This is a genomic window from Streptomyces sp. NPDC058671 (assembly GCF_042716475.1).
In the GTDB taxonomy this organism is placed as follows: domain Bacteria; phylum Actinomycetota; class Actinomycetes; order Streptomycetales; family Streptomycetaceae; genus Streptomyces.
The window spans coordinates 177,249-195,220 of record NZ_JBHXSA010000006.1 but is presented as its reverse complement, the minus strand read 5'-3'; the positions used below and the strand labels follow the sequence as shown (position 1 = coordinate 195,220).

Genomic DNA, 17,972 nt, shown 5'->3' with positions numbered 1-17,972 from the left:
TGACCACCTGACCGAGCGCGCGGGGGCGCCCGACCGTGACGCCGAGCGCGGCGCGACCTCTGATCACGCGTCCGTGTCCGGGTCCGGCGTGACGCCCGACCGCGAAGCTGAGCCCGCCGGGGTGCTTGACCGCGACGCCGGGCGTGCCGGGACCTCTGATCACGCGTCCGTGTCCGGGTCCGGCGTGACGCCCGACCACCGGCCCCCGTCCGTCAAGGTGCCCGCCCCGGCCGCCCCGGCCGCCCCGGCCGGCCCGCCGGAGGGCCGGGACGCCGGTGACGCCGCGATGCTCGCGCTCCTCACCACCGCCGGCCTGGGCCCCTGGGCGCTCTTTCCCGCCGCCGAGCGCGCGGCCCGGGAGTTCCACGGGCTGCGCCTGGAGCCCGCCGCCCACGGCGGCCGTGAGGTCGCGGCGACCGGTTGCGTCGTCGACCCCCGGGAGGCCCGCTACTCGGGCCCTTCCCTGCACCGGCTCGCCGGAACGCTCGGCACCCGCCTCTTCCCCCTGGGCCGCACCGACGCCGACGCGACACTCGCCGTGGACGAGGAGGGCCGGCTGTTCTCCCTGGACGTCGGGGGCGCCTGGCTCCTCGGCGACAGCGTGCGGGCCGGGCTGACCGCGCTGACCGAGGGCCTGCGCCCCGTACGCCTGCGAGCGCGGTCGTGGCAGTGGCCGCTGGACGCGACACGGGCCGACCTGGCCGGCGGCGTCCGGGCGGCACTGGTCGCCGTCTACGTCCTGCACACCCACGAGGTGTTCGACGCCCGAAGGCTCCGGTTGCGCGCCACCACCCTCCGGGGGATCGGCGTGACCGTCCTGGACGAGGTCTTCCGCCTGAGCCCCGGTCGCCTGGAGGACAGCGCGCAACCCCTGGTCACGGCGATGGAGAGCCACCTGTCCGCACTGTCGCAGCGAGCCCACTCCTGCGAACTGGTGCTGTCGGTACCGCCGCCGGCCGGCACGCCGGCGCCCCTGGCCGAGCTGGCCTGCGAGGTCACGGTGGGCGGCTCGGCGGGCTTCGCCCTGTCCCTCTCGGCGGGCGCGGGCGCTTCCGTGGGATCCCCGGCCGCCCTCGTGGAGCGGTGCGTGGCCGCCTTCGACGCCTGGGCGCCCACCGCCTGACCGCCACGGCATACGCACGCCTTCTCGTCCGGACCCGTCGCGGGACGCACGCGCCCCCGTCCGGTCCGGGCGGGGCGCACGCCCCCGCCCCGTCCGCCCTCCTAACCCAGCCCCAGCGCGAACACCGCGAAGCCCGCCGCGAGCAGTCCCGCCAGGGTGCGGCGGGCCGGGCCGGTGGTCGTCCAGGGGGACTCGAAGGACCGGGCGTACCGGCCGATCAGGACGAGCAGGGCGGCGAAGACCGGCATCCACGCCAGCCGGGCGAGGATCCAGCCGACCGAGTCCGGCGCGCCGACCAGGCCCGGGACCTCCCCGAGGAACGCGGCGGGGATCGCGGCGGTGAGCATCGCCGTCTGGTGCCAGCACAGGAGCGTCATCGCGGACAGGTTGACCACCACGACCGGGGCCCACAGCGCGGGCCGCCTCAGCAGTCGGCCGATCCGGTCCCGGAGCAGGACCGCCGCTCCGCTCTGCGCGGCGGCGAGGGCGAGGACGAGCAGCGACGGCGGGTGCGAGTTGGTGCGGGCCTCGCCGGGGACGCCGACCATCGACGCCGGGTAGCCGAAGACCAGCAGCAGGGTGGCGAACAGGGCCGCCCCGCCGACGAGCAGACCCCACGCGTGCCGCCGGGTGACCCGGCCCTCGCCCCAGGAGACGCCGAGCTGATACGCGAAGAGCCAGCCGGGCAGGATGTTCAGGAGGCTCAGCCAGGACGGCACGGCGTCGGCGTACGGCCCGTACCGCAGGAGGTCGACGACGGCGACCGAGCCGAGCAGCGGAGCCGCGGCCCACACCCCGAGGCGGCGGGCCGCCCGGACGCACAACGGGGTGAGCGCGGTGACGACGGTGTACACACCGACGAACCAGAGCGGCTGGATCACCAGCGTGGACGCCGTCCGCAGGGTGTCCACCGGCACCCCGAGGCCGAAGTGGAGCGCCGGCAGGAGCGCCGCCCACACGGCCGTGACCCCGAGGACGGGCCTGCCGAGCCGGGCGAGACGCCCTTTCAGCCACTCACCCGTGGAGCCCTTCCTCCGCCGGTACGACAGGACCGAGGCGTAACCGCCGACGAGGAAGAAGATGCCGAGCATCTGGAGGACCCAGCTGACCGGGGCGAGACCGGCGAAGGCGCCCAGCGGGCTCGCGTTGTGGAGGGCGCCGTCGGAGGAGAGCGTGAAGCCGCCGAGCAGCCAGTGCCCGGTGGGCACGGCGAGCAGGGCCAGGGCGCGCAGCCCGTCGATCGCCCGGTCGCGGTGGGTGGGGGTGCCCGCTTCGATCTTCTCGATGAGCCTGTTCATCGGACGTCCCCCTCGGCGATCGCGGCGAACGTACGGAGCGAGGCGGTGCCGGGCGCGAAGTAGCCGCCGTGGCCGGTGGCGTCCTCGGCCGGGATCCGGCGGGCGCCGAAGGCCGGGTCGGCCGGGTCGGCGCCGTGCCCGAGGCCCGCGAACTCGACGTTCGGGACCCGGTCGATCCAGTCGGTGGGGTCCTTCGCGGCCCAGACGCGGGCGGAGGTGCCGAGCGCGTCCACGTTCTCGGCGCGCATTCCGGGGGAGCCGAGGACCACCAGGTCCTTGGCCTTCAGGTCGTGGGCGGCGAGGCCGCAGACCACGGAGCCGTAGCTGTGGCAGAACAGGGACGGCTCGGCCGCGCCGACGGCCCCGAGGCCGTCGACGAAGCGGGTGAGCCGGTCCGCTCCGGCCTCGGCGAGCCGGCCGGTGGCCGCGTCCAGGCCGACGCCGACGGGGGTGGTGTACCCGGCCCAGGCGACGACCGCCGTACGCCCGCCGGTCGCCCGGCGAAGGGCGGTCGCCATGTCCGCGAGCGGCCGGACGTGGTCGGCGTCGATGTCGGAGCCGGGCACGATCACCGCCACGTGCGCGGCCCGCGCCAGGTCCCCGTACACCAGGGCGACCTGCCCCCGGCCGCGCGGATCGTGTGCCAGGACCCGCGCCCCGCCGAACTCCCCGCGCGTGGAACGGGCGTTGGCCGCGTACCGCAGCTCCAGCGGAGCCCCGTCGAGGTTTCCGACGACCCCGGGGTGGGTGCGGGCCAGCTCTTCCTGTCTTACGGGGTCGAGTCCCGCGAAGAACCGCGCGATCCCGTCCGGGCTCATCCGCTCGGGGTCCGGCAACCCCGCAGCCCGCCACCCCACCGTCCCGACCGGCGCACCGGTGACGGCCTCCTGTGCGTCCCCGGACGCCCAACCGGCCGTCCCCGCGATCGCGGTGGCCACCAGGGCCACGGTGGTCAGGGTCCTCGCAAAGCGGCGCATGGGGTCGCCCTCCCTCTCCGGTTCTCACTCGTTCGTCGGCGAGAGGAAGGTAGGAAGACGACGGGTGACGGCACGTCACACCGGGGAGCCAACCCTCGGTGGATACCGGGGTAGGGGGTGGAGGAGCAGCCAACACCCGCTAGATGGTGGGGTTTTCCCCCGGGGGGTGGCGGGAGGGCGGCGCTGCGGGCTCAGGACGTGCCGGGGGTCACGAGCCCCGACTCGTACGCGAAGACCACCGCCTGTGCCCGGTCGCGCAGGTCCAGCTTGGCGAGGACCCGGCCGATGTGGGTCTTCACCGTCTGTTCGGCGAGGACGAGGTGGTCCGCGATCTCCTGGTTCGACAGGCCCCGGGCGATCAGCTCCAGAACCTCCGTCTCGCGCGGGGTGAGTCCGTTCAGGCGCAGCGCCGTGGTGTCCCGGCGCGGGGCGGGCCGGGATGCGGCGAAGTCGGCGATGAGCCGCCGGGTCACGGACGGGGCGAGCAGCGCCTCGCCCGCCGCCACCACCCGTACGGCCGCGATCAGATCGGCCGGCGGCGCGTCCTTGAGGAGGAAACCGGACGCACCCGCGCGTAGCGCCTCGTACACGTAGTCGTCCACGTCGAAGGTGGTCAGCATCAGCACCTTCGGCCGGTGCGTGACCCCCACGGGCGGATGCAGGATCTCCCGGGCGGCGGCGAGTCCGTCCAGCTCCGGCATCCGTACGTCCATCAGCACGACGTCCGGGTGCGTCGACCGTGCCACGTCCACACCCTGCCGCCCGTCCGGCGCCTCGCCCACCACGTCGATGTCGGGCTGGGCGGCGAGCAGCGCGGCGAAACCGGCCCGCACCATGGCCTGGTCGTCGACGATGATCACGCGGATGGTCACTCGGGTTCCTTGGCGGTCGTGGCGGTCGGGGGCGTCGTCGCCGAGGGGAGCGGGTCGGGGGTCAGCGGCATCCGCGCGGCGACCCGGAATCCGCCGTCCGGCAGCGGCCCGGTGTCGAGCGAGCCGCCCGTCAACCGTACGCGCTCCCGCATGCCGACCAGCCCGTGCCCGGTACCGGACGCGCCGCGCTCGACCGAGGAACCCGGCTCCGTGGACGGCCCGTTGACGACGAGGACCGTCAGCCAGCCCGCGTCCGCCCGCACCGACACCCGGGTGGACGCCCCGGGCGCGTGCCGGACGACGTTGGCCAGGGCCTCCTGCACGATCCGGTACGCGGACAGGTCCACCGCCTGCGGTACGTCCCCGAGGTCGGCGGCGAGCCGCAGTTCGGCCGGCACCCCCGCCCGTACCGTCGCCTCCACCAGCTGCTGCACCCGGTCGAGCCCCGGCTGCGGGCCCCGCTCGCCCTCACCGCCGTCACTGCGCAGCACGGACAGGAGCCGTCGCATCTCGGCCAGCGACTCGCGGGCGCTCGCCGCGATCGAGGTGAACTCCTCGCGGGCCGCGTCCGGGAGCCCGGGGATGCGGTAGGGGGCAGAGTCGGCCTGGACGGTGATCACGGACATGTGGTGGGCCACCACGTCGTGCAGTTCGCGCGCGATCCTGGCCCGCTCCTCCAGGAGGGTGCGGCGGGCCCGCTCGGCCTCGCTGATGGTCTCCTGCTCCACGAGGCGCCGCTGGGCGTCGCCACGCGCGCGTACCGCAGAGGCGAGGAGCAGCAGGACGCCGCTCAGGACGAGCAACAGGGTATGGACGCTGGTGTACCCGGCCGGCCGGAACGCCTCTAGGGCGTATCCGGCGGCGCCCGTCGCCAGCCAGACCCCGAACAGGGCCCGGCGGGACTCGCGGAGGCCGAGCGCGATCATCAGCGCGCAGTAGCCCACGACGGCCGGCGGCGTCCAGGGCCAGAGGTGGGCGCGGGGGCCGTCCGCGGCGAGCAGGACGAGGGCGCCGAGGACATCGGCGGCGAAGACGATCCACCACGCCTGGAGGGGGCGGGCGACGGCGAGCACCAGCGGCGCGGTCTGGGCGGTGCCGAGGGCCCCGGCGAGGGCGCCGTTGACGCCGTAGTCCCCGGCGAGGAGGTGGACCGTGGTGGGGAGCAGCGAGGCGACGAGGGCGACGGCGACGGCGTACGGCAGCAGCCGCACCCAGCGCGGGGAGGCGTCGGCGAGGAGCGGCGCCCCTGGTGCGGCGGGGGTGGTGAGCGCGGTGCCCAGCCCGTGGAACATCTCGCGTGTCCCGGCGCTGAGCCGTCGGAGGGTGGGCGGTCGGTGCCGCGGTTCGGTAGCCATGACCCGCCCAGGGTAGGCAGGGGACCCGGCCGCCGACGTCATACCGGGGACCGGGCTCCGGGCTGATACCGGGGTATGACGTCGACGCCGACCGAGGCTGGACGTCGGCGGTCGCCGGAAGCCCGGCGTCGGCAGTCACCGGAGGTCCGACTCGACCGGAGACCTGGCGCCGAGGCCGACCGGAGGCCTACAGCTCCGCCAGGAGCTCCGCCTTCTTCGCCGAGAACTCCTCGTCCGTCACGAGGCCGGCCTGGTGCAGTTCACCCAGGTGCCGAATCCTTTCCGCTACCGCCCCGGGGGCGGCGACGCGGGCGGGGACGCGGTCCGTGGTCCGGATCGCGGCGAGGACCGCGGCCGCGAAGGGGAGCGACAGGTGCACCGGCCCGTAGCCGAGGCCGAAGACGACGGAGGCGGGATCCCGGTCCGGCTGGGACGCCCGGGGTTCGCCGCCCCGTGGCAACAGGCGCAGGTGCCCGTCGAGGACCTCCGGCGAGCGCCACTCGACCCCGCAGAGGTCCCGCACCTGGAAGGTCTGGTCGCCCGCCTTCCACTTCTCGGAGGACGCCCCCGTCCAGGACCAGCGGAACGCGACCTCCGCGTGTCCGTCGAAGCTCGCCTTCCCGTCGTACGCCTTGAAGGACCGCGGCCCCGCGGGCGGCGCCACCAGGAAACGCTCGGCGGGAGTCATGTCGACGGCGCTCGCGGTCTCCGAGGCGTCGGCCAGGTCGGGAGCGCCCGACGTCGCGAAGGCGTCAGACAGGCCCGACAGGCCCGACAGCCCCGTCGAGTCCGACAGCCCCGACGAGTCCGACAGGTCCGACGTGTCGGAGGCGCCCGGGGGGCCCGCCGCGCCCGGCAGACCCCAGGCGCTCGTCGGCCGCCGCGCGAGAACCGCCCGCAGCTCGTCCCGGTAGTACTCGGCGAGCGTCTCGCACTCCACCGGCAGCACCAGCCGGTACGGATCGCAGTGCTCCGCGAGCTGCCCCGCGGCCGCCTCCATCAGGGGATCGGCGCCCGGTCTCGGCACGGCGTGCAGCACGACCGTGCCCCGCTTGCCGGGCGTGAGCGTCACGGACGCCAACGCCTCGTGCGGTATGCGTCGTTCGCGCAGCACGCTGAAGAGCCTCGGCGTGCGGTTCCCCCGATCGAAGCGGATGACGAGGGCGTCGCTCTCGAACTCCCAGGTGGCTTGAATTCCGGCCAGCACATCACCCATGCGCCTCATCGTAAGCGGCGCGTGCCCGGGCGTCGCCCCTGCGAAAGGTCCTGAAATTACGTGATCTACGCGCGTCGGCGCCCTTCCGCACCGGATATTCCGTCGTGGCAAGCGCCATCGGCAGGTGCGCACAGCAGGCTCCGGCAGGCCCTGACGCCGGTCGCGGCGCAGGTGCCCAGGCTCCGGGCACCCGGCTCGAAACAGCCGCTGGGGCCCACCGCCCCCACGCCGACAGGAGTGGGGCGCCGAACGCCGGGGCCACCGGGTCGGCACCGTGCCCGATGCCGCCGACCTCCGGACGGGACGGAGCGCCGCCCGGCCTCTCTACGGAGCGCCGCCCGGCCCCTCGCCCCCGGAGCCCCGGCCCCCGTCCCGCCAGCTGGGGGCCAGGGCCGGGCCGAGGTGGTCGAGGTACTTCTCGGTGAGGTCACGAATGGCCTCCAGGCTCTGGTCCGTGCCCCGGCCCCACAGCTGGGCCGTGACCCGCATCACCCCGCTGAACGCCGCCACCGCGATCCGGGGGCGCGGGTCCTCGTCCACGTCGAGGCCCTCGCGGTCGGCGATGATCCGGGCGATGGTCTCCTCCATCTCCGTGGAGCGGCGCAGATGGACGGCGAGCAGCGCGGGCGTCGACTCGATCATCTGGAAGCTGCGCAGGTACAGCTCGACCGGCACCACCTCGGTGATGGCGTCGCCGATGGTGTCCCAGGCGCACAGCACCGCGTTGCGCATCGCGTCGAAAGGGCCCTCCGCCGGCGGGCGCTGTCCCAGGGCCTCGACGAAACGCTCCTCCACCATGTGCTGGACGGCGAAGGCGACCTCCTCCTTGGAGGAGAAGTACCGGAAGAACGTGCGCTGGGAGACCTCGACGGCGTCGACGATCTCGTCGACGGTGGTCCCCTCGTACCCATGGGCCGTGAAGAGTTCGAGGGCCACCCGGGTCAGCGCGTCGCGCGTGCGTTGTTTCTTGCGCTCGCGCAGGCCGGGCAGGGTCACGTCGGGGTCCTCTTTTCAGGCATTTCCTCCAGCTCAGCGTACCTGTGAGCTATGTGACAGTTACCGGCGTGTGAATCACTTTGTCAATTGTCAGTGACTGTCACTAATCTCCTTCGCATGACTAGTCAGACCACCGTGGAAAAGGCCCCGCAGGGTCAGGGCGGAGCCCGGGAACCCGCTACGGGCCCGGCGAAGGGACTGCGCGGCCACCCCTGGCTGACGCTGTTCGGCGTTGCCGTCGGCGTGATGATGGTCGCCCTCGACGGCACCATCGTCGCCATCGCCAACCCGGCCATCAAGAACGACCTCGGCGCCTCCCTCGCCCAGGTCCAGTGGATCACCAACGGCTACCTGCTGGCGCTCGCCGTCGCCCTGATCACCGCGGGCAAGCTCGGTGACCGCTTCGGTCACCGGCAGACCTTCCTCATAGGCATCGCCGGCTTCGCCGCCGCCTCCGCCGCCATCGGCCTCTCCGAGAGCATCGGGGCCGTGATCGCCTTCCGTGTCCTCCAGGGCCTCTTCGGCGCCCTCCTGATGCCGGCCGCCCTGGGCCTGCTGCGCGCGACCTTCCCCGCCGAGAAGCTGAACATGGCCATCGGCATCTGGGGCATGGTCATCGGCGCCTCCACGGCCGGCGGCCCGATCGTCGGCGGCCTGCTCGTCGAGCACGTCAGCTGGCAGTCCGTCTTCTTCATCAACGTGCCGGTCGGCGTCGTCGCGCTCGCCCTCGGCCTGGTCATCCTCAAGGACCACCGCGCGGAGAACGCGCCGCGCTCCTTCGACGTCCTCGGCATCGTGCTGCTCTCCGGCGCCATGGCCTCCCTCGTCTGGGGTCTCATCAAGGCCGGCGAGTCCTGGGGCTGGACCGGCGGCAAGACCTGGGGCTGCCTGCTCGGCGCGGTGATCCTCTTCGCGGTCTTCGCCTTCTGGGAGACCAAGGTCAAGGAGCCGCTGATCCCGCTGGCCATGTTCCGCTCCGTGCCGCTCTCGGCGGGCGTGGTGCTCATGGTCCTCATGGCCTTCGCCTTCATGGGCGGTCTGTTCTTCGTGACCTTCTACCTCCAGGGCGTGAAGGGGCTCAGCCCGGTCGACAGCGGTCTGCGCCTGCTGCCGCTGACGGCGATGATGATCGTCTCCTCGCCGCTGGCCGGCGCCCTGATCACCAAGTTCGGCCCGCGCGTCCCGCTGGTCGGCGGCATGGTCTGCACGGCCGTCGCGATGTTCGGCATGATCACGCTGTCGTCCGGGACCGGCACGTTCGCCATGTCCCTCTGGTTCGCCCTGCTCGGCCTCGGGCTCGCCCCGGTCATGGTCGGCGCCACCGAGGTCATCGTCGGCAACGCGCCGCTGGAGCTCTCCGGCGTGGCCGGCGGTCTCCAGCAGGCCGCGATGCAGGTCGGCGGCGCCCTCGGTACGGCGGTGCTCGGCGCCGTCATGTCCTCCAAGGTCGCCGGTGCCTTCGAGGACAACTGGAAGGAGGCCGGCATCCAGGCGCCGGTGAACCCGCAGCTGGAGCAGGCAGCCGAGTTCGGCATGGTCCCGCAGGAGCTGGCGCAGGCACCGGGGATGACCCCGGACGTGCTCCAGCAGATCTCCGGCGTCATCCACGACACCTTCCTGGACGGCATGGGCCTGGCCTTCACCGTCGCCGGTGCCGTCGCCGTCGTCGCGGCCCTCGTCGCCACGCTCACCAAGCGCGGCGAGAACGCGGAGGCGGGCGGCATGGGCGGCCACATCTGACGTCCACCGGGCCGCCCGTGAGGACGTCCGCCGGGCCGCCCGTGAGGACTCCGCCGGCTCGTCCCTCAGGGTTCCCGTAGGGGGCCGTCACCCGTTCGCGTGAACGGGGGCGGCCCCTCTTCCGTTGCCCGGCGACCTCCGCCATCCTCATGACTACAGAGAGTGACGAAACGGGGGTTCATCAGTATGTACACGAAGACCGCTCTCGCCATCGCGGCCGTCCTGACCGCCCTCCTGGCGGTCCCGGCGGCGGCAGTCCCGGCGGCAGTCCCGAGGGCCACCCCGGCAGCCACCCCGGCGGCGGCGGTGCCGTCCGGGACCGTGCTCGGGCCCTGCGGGCCCGGCCGGCTCTGCCTCTGGGCCAAGTCGGACTTCAGGGGCCGGGCGCAGACGCACGAGCTGGCCACGACCGACATCGACAGCTGTGTCGCCCTGCCGCCGGGGACCTCGGCGCAGTCCCTCGCCAACCGCACCGGCCGTCCGGTCACCACGTACCAGTCGGCAGAGTGCGCGGAGACGGGCGAGTTCGAGACCTACCCGGGGCGCGGCACCTGGGTGCCGCAGACGCCCTACGAGGTCAGAGCGTTCAAGCTGTGGGAGCGGTAGGCGCGGGAACGCCCTGCATCCCGTCCGTGATCCCCGCCGGCGCGCCGCCCGGCACCCCGTCAGGCATCCCCGCCGACGCGCAGCCCGGCGCCCCGCCCGGTGACCCGGCATGGGCGGGCGCCCCGACCGGGGCCGAGAGCCGGGACACCTCGGCCCGCAGTTCGCGTACCTCCCGGGTCAGCGTCTCCAGGAGCTCGGTCTGCCGGCGCTCCGCCGCGTCGTCGCGTTCGAAGCGGGAGATGAACCAGGCCGCGATGTTCGCGGTGACGACGCCGAGGAGGGCGATGCCCGACAGCATCAGTCCCACGGCGAGCACCCGGCCCAGACCCGTCGTGGGGGCGTGGTCGCCGTAGCCGACCGTGGTCATCGTGGTGAACGACCACCAGACCGCGTCCCCGAGGGTCTTGATGTTGCCGTCCGGGGCGTCCCGCTCCACATGCAGCACGGCCAGCGAGCCGAACATCATCAGCCCGACGACCGCGCCCGCCACATAGGTGGTGAGCGTCACCTGCGGGGCCATCCGGGCCCGCCGGCCCACGAGGAGGAGCGTGGACACGACCCGCAGCAGTCGCAGCGGCTGGACCATCGGCAGCAGGACCGCGAGCAGATCCAGGGGGTGGGAGCGGACGAAGGCCCAGCGGGCCGGGGCGATCGAGAGCCGGACCAGGTAGTCGACGGCGAAGGCCGCCCAGACCGCCCACTCGACATGGGTGCACAGCCGGTGCACCCAGGGCGCGGCGCCGGGAGCCACGATCGGCACGGCGTAGGCGACGCCGAACGCGACGGCGAGCACGAGCAGCGGTGCCTGTGTGCGTTCTTCCCAGCGTTCCCTCATGCGGGGAATCGTAGAGAACGCGGGAGGGCGGCGGGACCAGGGTCCCACCGCCCTCACCAGGAGCTCCGTGCTACGGGGCTACGGGGATGCCTCGGCGATCAGGCGTCGCCACCCGCGGGGCCCGGGTCCGCGGCAGCCACGTCGAGGAGCTGGTAGCGGTCCACGGCCTGCTTGAGGACCGACCGCTCGACCTTGCCCTCACGGGCGAGCTCGGTCAGCACCGCGAGCACGATCGACGGGGCGTCGATGTGGAAGTAGCGACGGGCCGCGCCGCGCGTGTCCGCGAAGCCGAAGCCGTCCGCGCCCAGGGAGCCGTACGTGCCCGGCACCCAGCGGGAGATCTGGTCCGGCACCGCCCGCATCCAGTCCGAGACCGCCACGAACGGGCCCTCGGCGCCCTGGAGCTTGCGCGTCACGTACGGGACGCGCTGCTCCTCGTCCGGGTGGAGCAGGTTGTGCTCCTCGACGGCCACGGCCTCGCGGCGCAGCTCGGTCCAGGAGGTGGCGGACCAGACGTCGGCCCGTACGTTCCACTCCTCGGCGAGGATCCGCTGAGCCTCGATCGCCCACGGCACGGCGACACCGGAGGCCATGATCTGCGCCGGGATCGCGCCCGCCTCGGCGGGCCTGAGGCGGTGGATGCCCGCGAGGATGCCCTCGACGTCCACGTGCTCGGGCTCGGCCGGGTGCTGGATCGGCTCGTTGTAGACCGTCAGGTAGTAGAAGACGTCCTCGGCGTCGGGGCCGTACATGCGGCGCAGACCGTCCTTGACGATGTGCGCGATCTCGAAACCGTACGCCGGGTCGTAGGCGACACAGGCCGGGTTGGTCGAGGCGAGGAGGTGGGAGTGACCGTCCGCGTGCTGGAGACCCTCACCGGTCAGGGTCGTCCGGCCGGCGGTGGCGCCGAGCACGAAACCGCGCGCCAGCTGGTCGGCCATCTGCCAGAACTGGTCGCCGGTCCGCTGGAAACCGAACATCGAGTAGAAGACGTACACCGGGATCAGCGGTTCGCCGTGCGTGGCGTACGCGGAACCGGCGGCGATCAGCGAGGCCGTGCAGCCGGCCTCGGAGATGCCGTCGTGCAGCATCTGGCCGGTCGGCGACTCCTTGTAGGCGAGGAGGAGTTCGCGGTCCACCGCCTCGTACTGCTGGCCGAGCGGGTTGTAGATCTTGGCGCTCGGGAAGAAGGCGTCCATGCCGAAGGTGCGGTACTCGTCGGGGGCGATCAGCACGAAGCGCTTGCCGATCTCCTTGTCCCGCATGAGGTCCTTGAGGATGCGGACGAAGGCCATCGTGGTGGCGATCGACTGCTGCCCGGAGCCCTTCTTGGCGGCCGCGTAGACCTTGTCGTCGGGGAGGGTCAGCGGCTTCGCCCGCACGACCCGGCTGGGGACGTACCCGCCCAGCGCGTTGCGCCGGTCGTGCATGTACTGGATCTCCTCGGAGTCCCGCCCCGGGTGGTAGTACGGCGGCAGGCCGTCCTCCAACTGGCGGTCGGTCACCGGGATGTGCAGCCGGTCGCGGAAGCGCTTGAGGTCGTCGACCGTCAGCTTCTTCATCTGGTGGGTCGCGTTGCGGCCCTCGAAGTTCGGGCCGAGCGTCCAGCCCTTGACCGTCTGCGCGAGGATCACGGTCGGCTGACCCGTGTGGGCCTTCGCCGCGGCGTAGGCCGCGTAGATCTTCTTGTGGTCGTGGCCGCCGCGGCCCAGGTGCAGGATCTGCTGGTCCGACATGCCCTCGACCATCGCCCGCAGCCGGTGGTCGTCGCCGAAGAAGTGGTCCCGGATGTAGCCGCCGGTCTCGGTGGCGTACGTCTGGAACTGGCCGTCCGGGGTGGTGTTGAACTTGTTGACCAGGATGCCGTCGCGGTCCTGCGCGAGCAGCGGGTCCCAGGAGCGGTCCCAGATCAGCTTGATGACGTTCCAGCCGTTGCCCCGGAAGATCGACTCCAGCTCCTGGATGATCTTGCCGTTGCCGCGCACCGGGCCGTCGAGGCGCTGGAGGTTGCAGTTGACGACGAAGGTCAGGTTGTCCAGGCCCTCGCGGGCGGCGATGGAGAGCTGGCCGACCGACTCGACCTCGTCCATCTCGCCGTCGCCGAGGAACGCCCAGACGTGCGACGAGGAGGTGTCGGCGATGCCGCGGGCCTCCATGTAGCGGTTCATCCGGGCCTGGTAGATCGCGCCGAGCGGGCCGAGGCCCATCGACACGGTCGGGAACTCCCAGAAGTCCGGCATCAGTCGCGGGTGCGGGTACGACGACAGGCCGTCGGGGTACCTCGACTTCTCCTGGCGGAAGCCGTCGAGCTGGGTCTCGCTCAGCCGGTCCAGGAGGTACGCGCGGGCGTAGATGCCGGGGGAGGCGTGCCCCTGGAAGAAGATCTGGTCGCCGCCGTCGCCCTCGTCCTTGCCGCGGAAGAAGTGGTTGAAGCCGACGTCGTACAGCGAGGCGGAGGACGCGAAGGTGGCGATGTGACCGCCGACGCCGATGCCGGGACGCTGGGCGCGCGACACCATCACGGCCGCGTTCCACCGGGTGGCGTTGAGGACCTTGCGCTCGATCTCCTCGTTGCCGGGGAAGAAAGGCTCGTCCTTGGTGGCGATCGTGTTGACGTAGTCCGAGCTGCGCATCTCGGGCACGGCCACCCGCTTCTCGCGGGCCCGTTCGATGAGGCGGAGCATGAGGTAACGGGCCCGCTCACGACCCCGCTCGTCGACGGCCGCGTCGAGGGAGTCGAGCCATTCCTGGGTCTCTTCCGGGTCGAAATCCGGGACCTGGCTGGGAAGGCCGCCAATGATGATCGGGTTGCGATCGGATCCGGGAGCCACGCTCTTCCTTCACTGTCGGTGGTGCCCACGGGGCCACGGAGTGGTCGGGATGTCCATCGTGTACCCCGGTGGCGCCAGGCGTCACATTTACCGAGGGGTAACCCCCGGGGGGTCTCTCGGGTGTCGTCCACATGTCCGGGGGGCGCTCAAATCGCAACCTTACGCCCAACCCGCGCATGCGTTTCGTCCGGGCGTTCGGCAGACTGAAACCGCAGAAGTCCGTAAACCGGGATGAATCATGTGTGCCTGATCACGGAGCGGGGATCCGCGGTGCCGGAAGTTGCGGCGAGACGGCCCCAAACGTCACCGTTTCGGCGGTCTCCACGGCCGGGCACTTGCGCGATCCACCCCGGCACGTGTGGACTACGGCCAGCGCCGCGCGCACGTGCGGCCCACAGCATTTAACCGAATGAGCAGGAGGCAAGCCGTGAGCGCGACCGCGGACCACGCGGAGGAGCGGACCAACCCGGCCGGAAGGCTGGGGTTCGAGCCCGGACAGGTGGTCCAGGAGATCGGCTACGACGAAGACGTCGACCAGGATCTCCGTGAAGGTATCGAGTCCATCATCGGGGCCGACCTCGTGGACGAGGACTACGACGACGTCGCCGACGCCGTCGTGATCTGGTTCCGCGACGAGGACGGCGACCTCACCGACGCCCTGGTGGACGCCATCGGTCTTCTGGAGGACGGCGGCACCATCTGGCTGCTGACGCCGAAGACCGGCCGCGACGGCTACATCGAGCCGAGCGACATCAACGATGCCGCGCAGACAGCTGGTCTCTCCCAGACCAAGAGCATCAGCGTCGCCAAGGACTGGACGGGCACCCGCCTGACGGCCCCCAAGCGCTGATCACCACATGACGACGAGCCCCCGCCGGTCCGCCGGCGGGGGCTTTCGCGCGCAGGCCGTAGGGTGGGATTCACCGATACGGCCCAAGGGCGGGCCGGCGAAGGGATGCGTACGCGATGGCGATCGAGGTCGGCACCAGGGCCCCGGATTTCGAGCTCAAGGACAACCACGGGCGCACCGTGAGGCTGTCCGACTTCCGCGGCGAGAAGAACGTGGTGCTGCTCTTCTACCCCTTCGCCTTCACCGGGGTCTGCGCCGGCGAGCTGGGCGAGCTGCGCGACAACCAGGCCGCCTTCGTCAACGACGACACCCAGCTGCTCGCCGTCTCCAACGACTCCATCCACACCCTGCGCGTCTTCGCCGAGCAGGAGTCCCTGGACTATCCGCTGCTCTCCGACTTCTGGAAGCACGGCGAGGCCTCCCGGGCGTACGACGTCTTCGACGAGGAGAAGGGCTGCGCCGTGCGCGGCACCTTCATCATCGACAAGGAGGGTGTCGTCCGCTGGACCGTCGTCAACGCCCTGCCGGACGCCCGCGACCTCGGTGAGTACGTCAAGGCGCTCGACGCCATCTGAGCCGCCGCGGGGGCGACATCTCCGCATTCGTCGGCGACATCTCCGATTCGCGGGGCGAATCGACTGTTTCGACCGGGAACCCGTCACTAGGATCCAGTCGTTGATCCGAATGCCAACGCACGACCGGGGGCGCTGCCCCTGAAAACCTATGGAGGGACTCGTGGGAGTCAGCCTCAGCAAGGGCGGCAACGTCTCGCTGACCAAGGAGGCCCCTGGCCTCACCGCCGTGACCGTCGGTCTGGGCTGGGACGTCCGCACCACCACCGGTACGGACTTCGACCTCGACGCCAGCGCCATCCTGGTGACGGACGAGGGCAAGGTCCGCAACGAGGGGGACTTCGTCTTCTTCAACAACCTCAAGAGCGCCGACGGCTCCGTCGAGCACACCGGTGACAACACGACCGGCGAGGGCGAGGGTGACGACGAGCAGGTCAAGGTCAGCCTGGCCACCGTGCCGGCCGACGTCACCAAGATCGTCTTCCCGGTCTCGATCTACGACGCCGAGAACCGCCAGCAGTCCTTCGGTCAGGTGCGCAACGCGTTCATCCGCGTCGTGAACCAGACCGGAGGCGCGGAGATCGCCCGGTACGACCTCTCCGAGGACGCCTCGACCGAGACCGCCATGGTCTTCGGCGAGCTGTACCGCAACGGGGCCGAGTGGAAGTTCCGCGCCGTCGGCCAGGGCTACGCCTCGGGCCTGCGCGGTATCGCGCAGGACTTCGGCGTCAACGTCTGAGCCGAACCCTTCGAACCGTCCGGCGCCGCACGTCTCGTGCGGCGCCGGACGTGCCTCATCACCAGCGGGGAGGAACAGCATCATGGGCGTCACGCTCGCCAAGGGAGGCAATGTCTCCCTCTCCAAGGCCGCACCCAATCTGACCAAGGTCCTCGTGGGGCTCGGCTGGGACGCGCGCTCCACCACCGGAGCCCCCTTCGACCTCGACGCCAGCGCCCTGCTGTGCCAGGCCGGGCGGGTCCTCGGGGACGAGTACTTCGTCTTCTACAACCAGCTCCGCAGCCCCGAGGGCTCCGTCGAACACACCGGGGACAACCTCACCGGCGAGGGTGACGGGGACGACGAGTCCCTCATCGTGGACCTCTCCCTGGTGCCCGCCCACTGCGACAAGATCGTCTTCCCGGTGTCGATCCACGACGCCGACAACCGCAGCCAGAGCTTCGGCCAGGTCAGCAACGCGTTCATCCGTGTGGTGAACCAGTTGGACGGGCAGGAGCTCGCCAGGTACGACCTCTCCGAGGACGCCTCGACCGAGACCGCGATGATCTTCGGCGAGCTCTACCGGTACAACGGGGAATGGAAGTTCCGCGCGGTCGGTCAGGGGTACGCGTCGGGGCTCCGGGGCATCGCTCTAGACTTCGGGGTCAACGTTTCGTAAAGCCAAGTAGTTTCACGATGGGGTAGACAGTGGTTCTGAAAACCTTCGGCTGGTCGTTCGCCATCACGGCGCTCGGCCTGGCCTTCGCCGCTTGGCAGTGGGGGTGGGAGGCGTTCGGGGTCGTACTGATCCTGTCGATCCTCGAGATCTCGCTGTCCTTCGACAACGCGGTTGTCAACGCCGGAATCCTGAAGAAGATGAATGCCTTCTGGCAGAAGATCTTCCTCACCATCGGCATCCTGATCGCGGTCTTCGGTATGCGGCTGGTCTTCCCCGTCGCGATCGTCGCCATCAGCGCCAAGGTCGGGCCCATCGAGGCCATCGAGCTGGCCCTGGACAATCCCGAGCGGTACGAGGCCCTGGTCACGGACGCCCACCCGGCGATCGCCGCCTTCGGTGGAATGTTCCTGCTGATGATCTTCCTGGACTTCATCTTCGAGGACCGGGACATCAAGTGGCTCGGCTGGCTCGAGCGCCCGCTGGCCAAGCTCGGCAAGGTCGACATGCTGTCGGTCTGCGTCGCGCTCATCGCCCTGCTCGTCACGGCGATGACCTTCGCGACCCACGCGCACACCAGCACCGGTCACGCGGACAAGTCCGCGACCGTCCTGCTCTCCGGCGTCGCCGGCCTGATCACGTACCTGATCGTCGGCGGTCTCTCGGGCTTCTTCGAGGGCAAGCTGGAGGAAGAGGAGGAGCGCGAGCACGAGGAGGAGGAGAAGGCCAAGGCCCAGGGCAAGCCGGTCTCCGCGGTCGGCCTCGCCGGCAAGGCCGCGTTCTTCCTGTTCCTGTACCTGGAAGTGCTCGACGCCTCGTTCTCCTTCGACGGTGTCATCGGCGCCTTCGCCATCACCAACCACATCTTCTGGATGGCGCTCGGCCTCGGCATCGGCGCCATGTACGTCCGTTCGCTCACGGTCTACCTGGTCCGCGAGGGCACCCTGGACGACTACGTCTACCTGGAGCACGGCGCGCACTACGCGATCGGCGCGCTCGCCGTCATCCTGCTCATCACCATCCAGCACGAGATCAGCGAGCTCATCACGGGCTCCATCGGCGTGATCCTGATCGCGCTCTCCTTCTGGTCCTCCGTCCGCCGCAACAGGGCACTGGCGGCGGCCGAGGGCGGGTCCGGTTCCTCCGGTGACAAGACCGAGGTGTCGTCCGGGGTGTGACACCCCCGACGACGAGGAACGCTTCACTGCGGGGCGGCCGGGGGACCCCGCCGCCCCGCAGGTGTGTGCGGGGGGGTGTCGACCAGGGGGGGGTGAAGGCGGCAAGGGCGTGAGGGACAACCAGTTTAC

General features: G+C 71.5%; 16 protein-coding genes and 1 pseudogene. 8 read left to right on the top strand and 9 right to left on the bottom strand.

Features of this window, described 5'->3' with window-relative positions; translation table 11 throughout:
- The first annotated feature begins 169 nt into the window (after positions 1 to 169).
- Positions 170 to 1,123 carry an SUKH-3 domain-containing protein gene (locus ACFWV2_RS10060; RefSeq protein ID WP_384404434.1) on the top strand — a complete coding sequence of 318 codons (954 nt, stop codon included), beginning with the start codon at positions 170 to 172 and terminating at the stop codon, positions 1,121 to 1,123.
- Between the two features lie 101 nt (positions 1,124 to 1,224).
- Here ACFWV2_RS10060 and ACFWV2_RS10055 read toward each other — a convergent pair whose 3' ends face one another.
- From ACFWV2_RS10055 to ACFWV2_RS10025, 7 genes and pseudogenes are all read right to left on the bottom strand, one after another.
- A complete protein-coding gene (locus ACFWV2_RS10055; protein ID WP_384404432.1) occupies positions 1,225 to 2,421 on the bottom strand; it encodes an acyltransferase in 1,197 nt (398 codons plus the stop codon).
- On the bottom strand, positions 2,418 to 3,398 hold the full coding sequence (locus tag ACFWV2_RS10050; RefSeq protein WP_384404429.1) for an alpha/beta hydrolase: 981 nt from the start codon (positions 3,396 to 3,398) through the stop codon (positions 2,418 to 2,420). The genes ACFWV2_RS10055 and ACFWV2_RS10050 overlap by 4 nt, the downstream gene beginning before the upstream one ends.
- 191 nt (positions 3,399 to 3,589) lie before the next feature.
- Complete coding sequence (locus ACFWV2_RS10045) at positions 3,590 to 4,270, bottom strand: response regulator (protein WP_384404428.1); 681 nt, start codon at positions 4,268 to 4,270, stop codon at positions 3,590 to 3,592.
- A complete protein-coding gene (locus tag ACFWV2_RS10040; RefSeq protein ID WP_384404426.1) occupies positions 4,267 to 5,625 on the bottom strand; it encodes a histidine kinase in 1,359 nt (452 codons plus the stop codon). The genes ACFWV2_RS10045 and ACFWV2_RS10040 overlap by 4 nt, the downstream gene beginning before the upstream one ends.
- Positions 5,626 to 5,812: 187 nt before the next feature.
- Positions 5,813 to 6,841 carry a DUF4429 domain-containing protein gene (locus tag ACFWV2_RS10035; protein ID WP_384404424.1) on the bottom strand — a complete coding sequence of 343 codons (1,029 nt, stop codon included), beginning with the start codon at positions 6,839 to 6,841 and terminating at the stop codon, positions 5,813 to 5,815.
- A gap of 65 nt (positions 6,842 to 6,906) precedes the next feature.
- Positions 6,907 to 7,136, bottom strand: a pseudogene (locus ACFWV2_RS10030) (hypothetical protein); the annotation flags it as partial.
- Between the two features lie 29 nt (positions 7,137 to 7,165).
- Complete coding sequence (locus ACFWV2_RS10025) at positions 7,166 to 7,837, bottom strand: TetR/AcrR family transcriptional regulator (RefSeq protein WP_384404422.1); 672 nt, start codon at positions 7,835 to 7,837, stop codon at positions 7,166 to 7,168.
- Between the two features lie 246 nt (positions 7,838 to 8,083).
- Between ACFWV2_RS10025 and ACFWV2_RS10020 the strand changes: the two genes are divergently transcribed.
- On the top strand, positions 8,084 to 9,577 hold the full coding sequence (locus tag ACFWV2_RS10020) for an MFS transporter (RefSeq protein WP_384404659.1): 1,494 nt from the start codon (positions 8,084 to 8,086) through the stop codon (positions 9,575 to 9,577).
- Between the two features lie 186 nt (positions 9,578 to 9,763).
- On the top strand, positions 9,764 to 10,183 hold the full coding sequence (locus ACFWV2_RS10015; RefSeq protein WP_384404420.1) for a peptidase inhibitor family I36 protein: 420 nt from the start codon (positions 9,764 to 9,766) through the stop codon (positions 10,181 to 10,183).
- Here ACFWV2_RS10015 and ACFWV2_RS10010 read toward each other — a convergent pair.
- Together ACFWV2_RS10010 and aceE are read right to left on the bottom strand one after the other, a co-directional pair.
- On the bottom strand, positions 10,164 to 11,018 hold the full coding sequence (locus ACFWV2_RS10010) for an ion channel (protein WP_384404418.1): 855 nt from the start codon (positions 11,016 to 11,018) through the stop codon (positions 10,164 to 10,166). The genes ACFWV2_RS10015 and ACFWV2_RS10010 overlap by 20 nt on opposite strands.
- A gap of 98 nt (positions 11,019 to 11,116) precedes the next feature.
- A complete protein-coding gene (gene aceE / locus ACFWV2_RS10005) occupies positions 11,117 to 13,849 on the bottom strand; it encodes a pyruvate dehydrogenase (acetyl-transferring), homodimeric type (RefSeq protein ID WP_384404416.1) in 2,733 nt (910 codons plus the stop codon).
- Between the two features lie 427 nt (positions 13,850 to 14,276).
- On the opposite strand from aceE, the gene ACFWV2_RS10000 reads away from it, so the two are divergent.
- The 5 genes from ACFWV2_RS10000 (at position 14,277) to ACFWV2_RS09980 (ending at position 17,843) form a co-directional block, all read left to right on the top strand.
- Entirely contained in the window at positions 14,277 to 14,699 is a 423-nt protein-coding gene (locus tag ACFWV2_RS10000) for a DUF3052 domain-containing protein (protein WP_384404414.1), read from the top strand.
- Positions 14,700 to 14,815: 116 nt separating this feature from the next.
- Positions 14,816 to 15,274 (top strand): peroxiredoxin, encoded by a 459-nt coding sequence (locus ACFWV2_RS09995; RefSeq protein ID WP_384404412.1) that lies wholly within the window; start codon positions 14,816 to 14,818, stop codon positions 15,272 to 15,274.
- Between the two features lie 160 nt (positions 15,275 to 15,434).
- Complete coding sequence (locus tag ACFWV2_RS09990; protein ID WP_384404410.1) at positions 15,435 to 16,010, top strand: TerD family protein; 576 nt, start codon at positions 15,435 to 15,437, stop codon at positions 16,008 to 16,010.
- A gap of 82 nt (positions 16,011 to 16,092) precedes the next feature.
- Positions 16,093 to 16,668, top strand: a complete 576-nt coding sequence (locus ACFWV2_RS09985) for a TerD family protein (RefSeq protein ID WP_360783773.1) — start codon at positions 16,093 to 16,095, stop codon at positions 16,666 to 16,668.
- A 29-nt stretch (positions 16,669 to 16,697) separates the two neighbouring features.
- Entirely contained in the window at positions 16,698 to 17,843 is a 1,146-nt protein-coding gene (locus ACFWV2_RS09980; protein WP_384404408.1) for a DUF475 domain-containing protein, read from the top strand.
- The last annotated feature ends 129 nt before the right edge of the window (positions 17,844 to 17,972 follow it).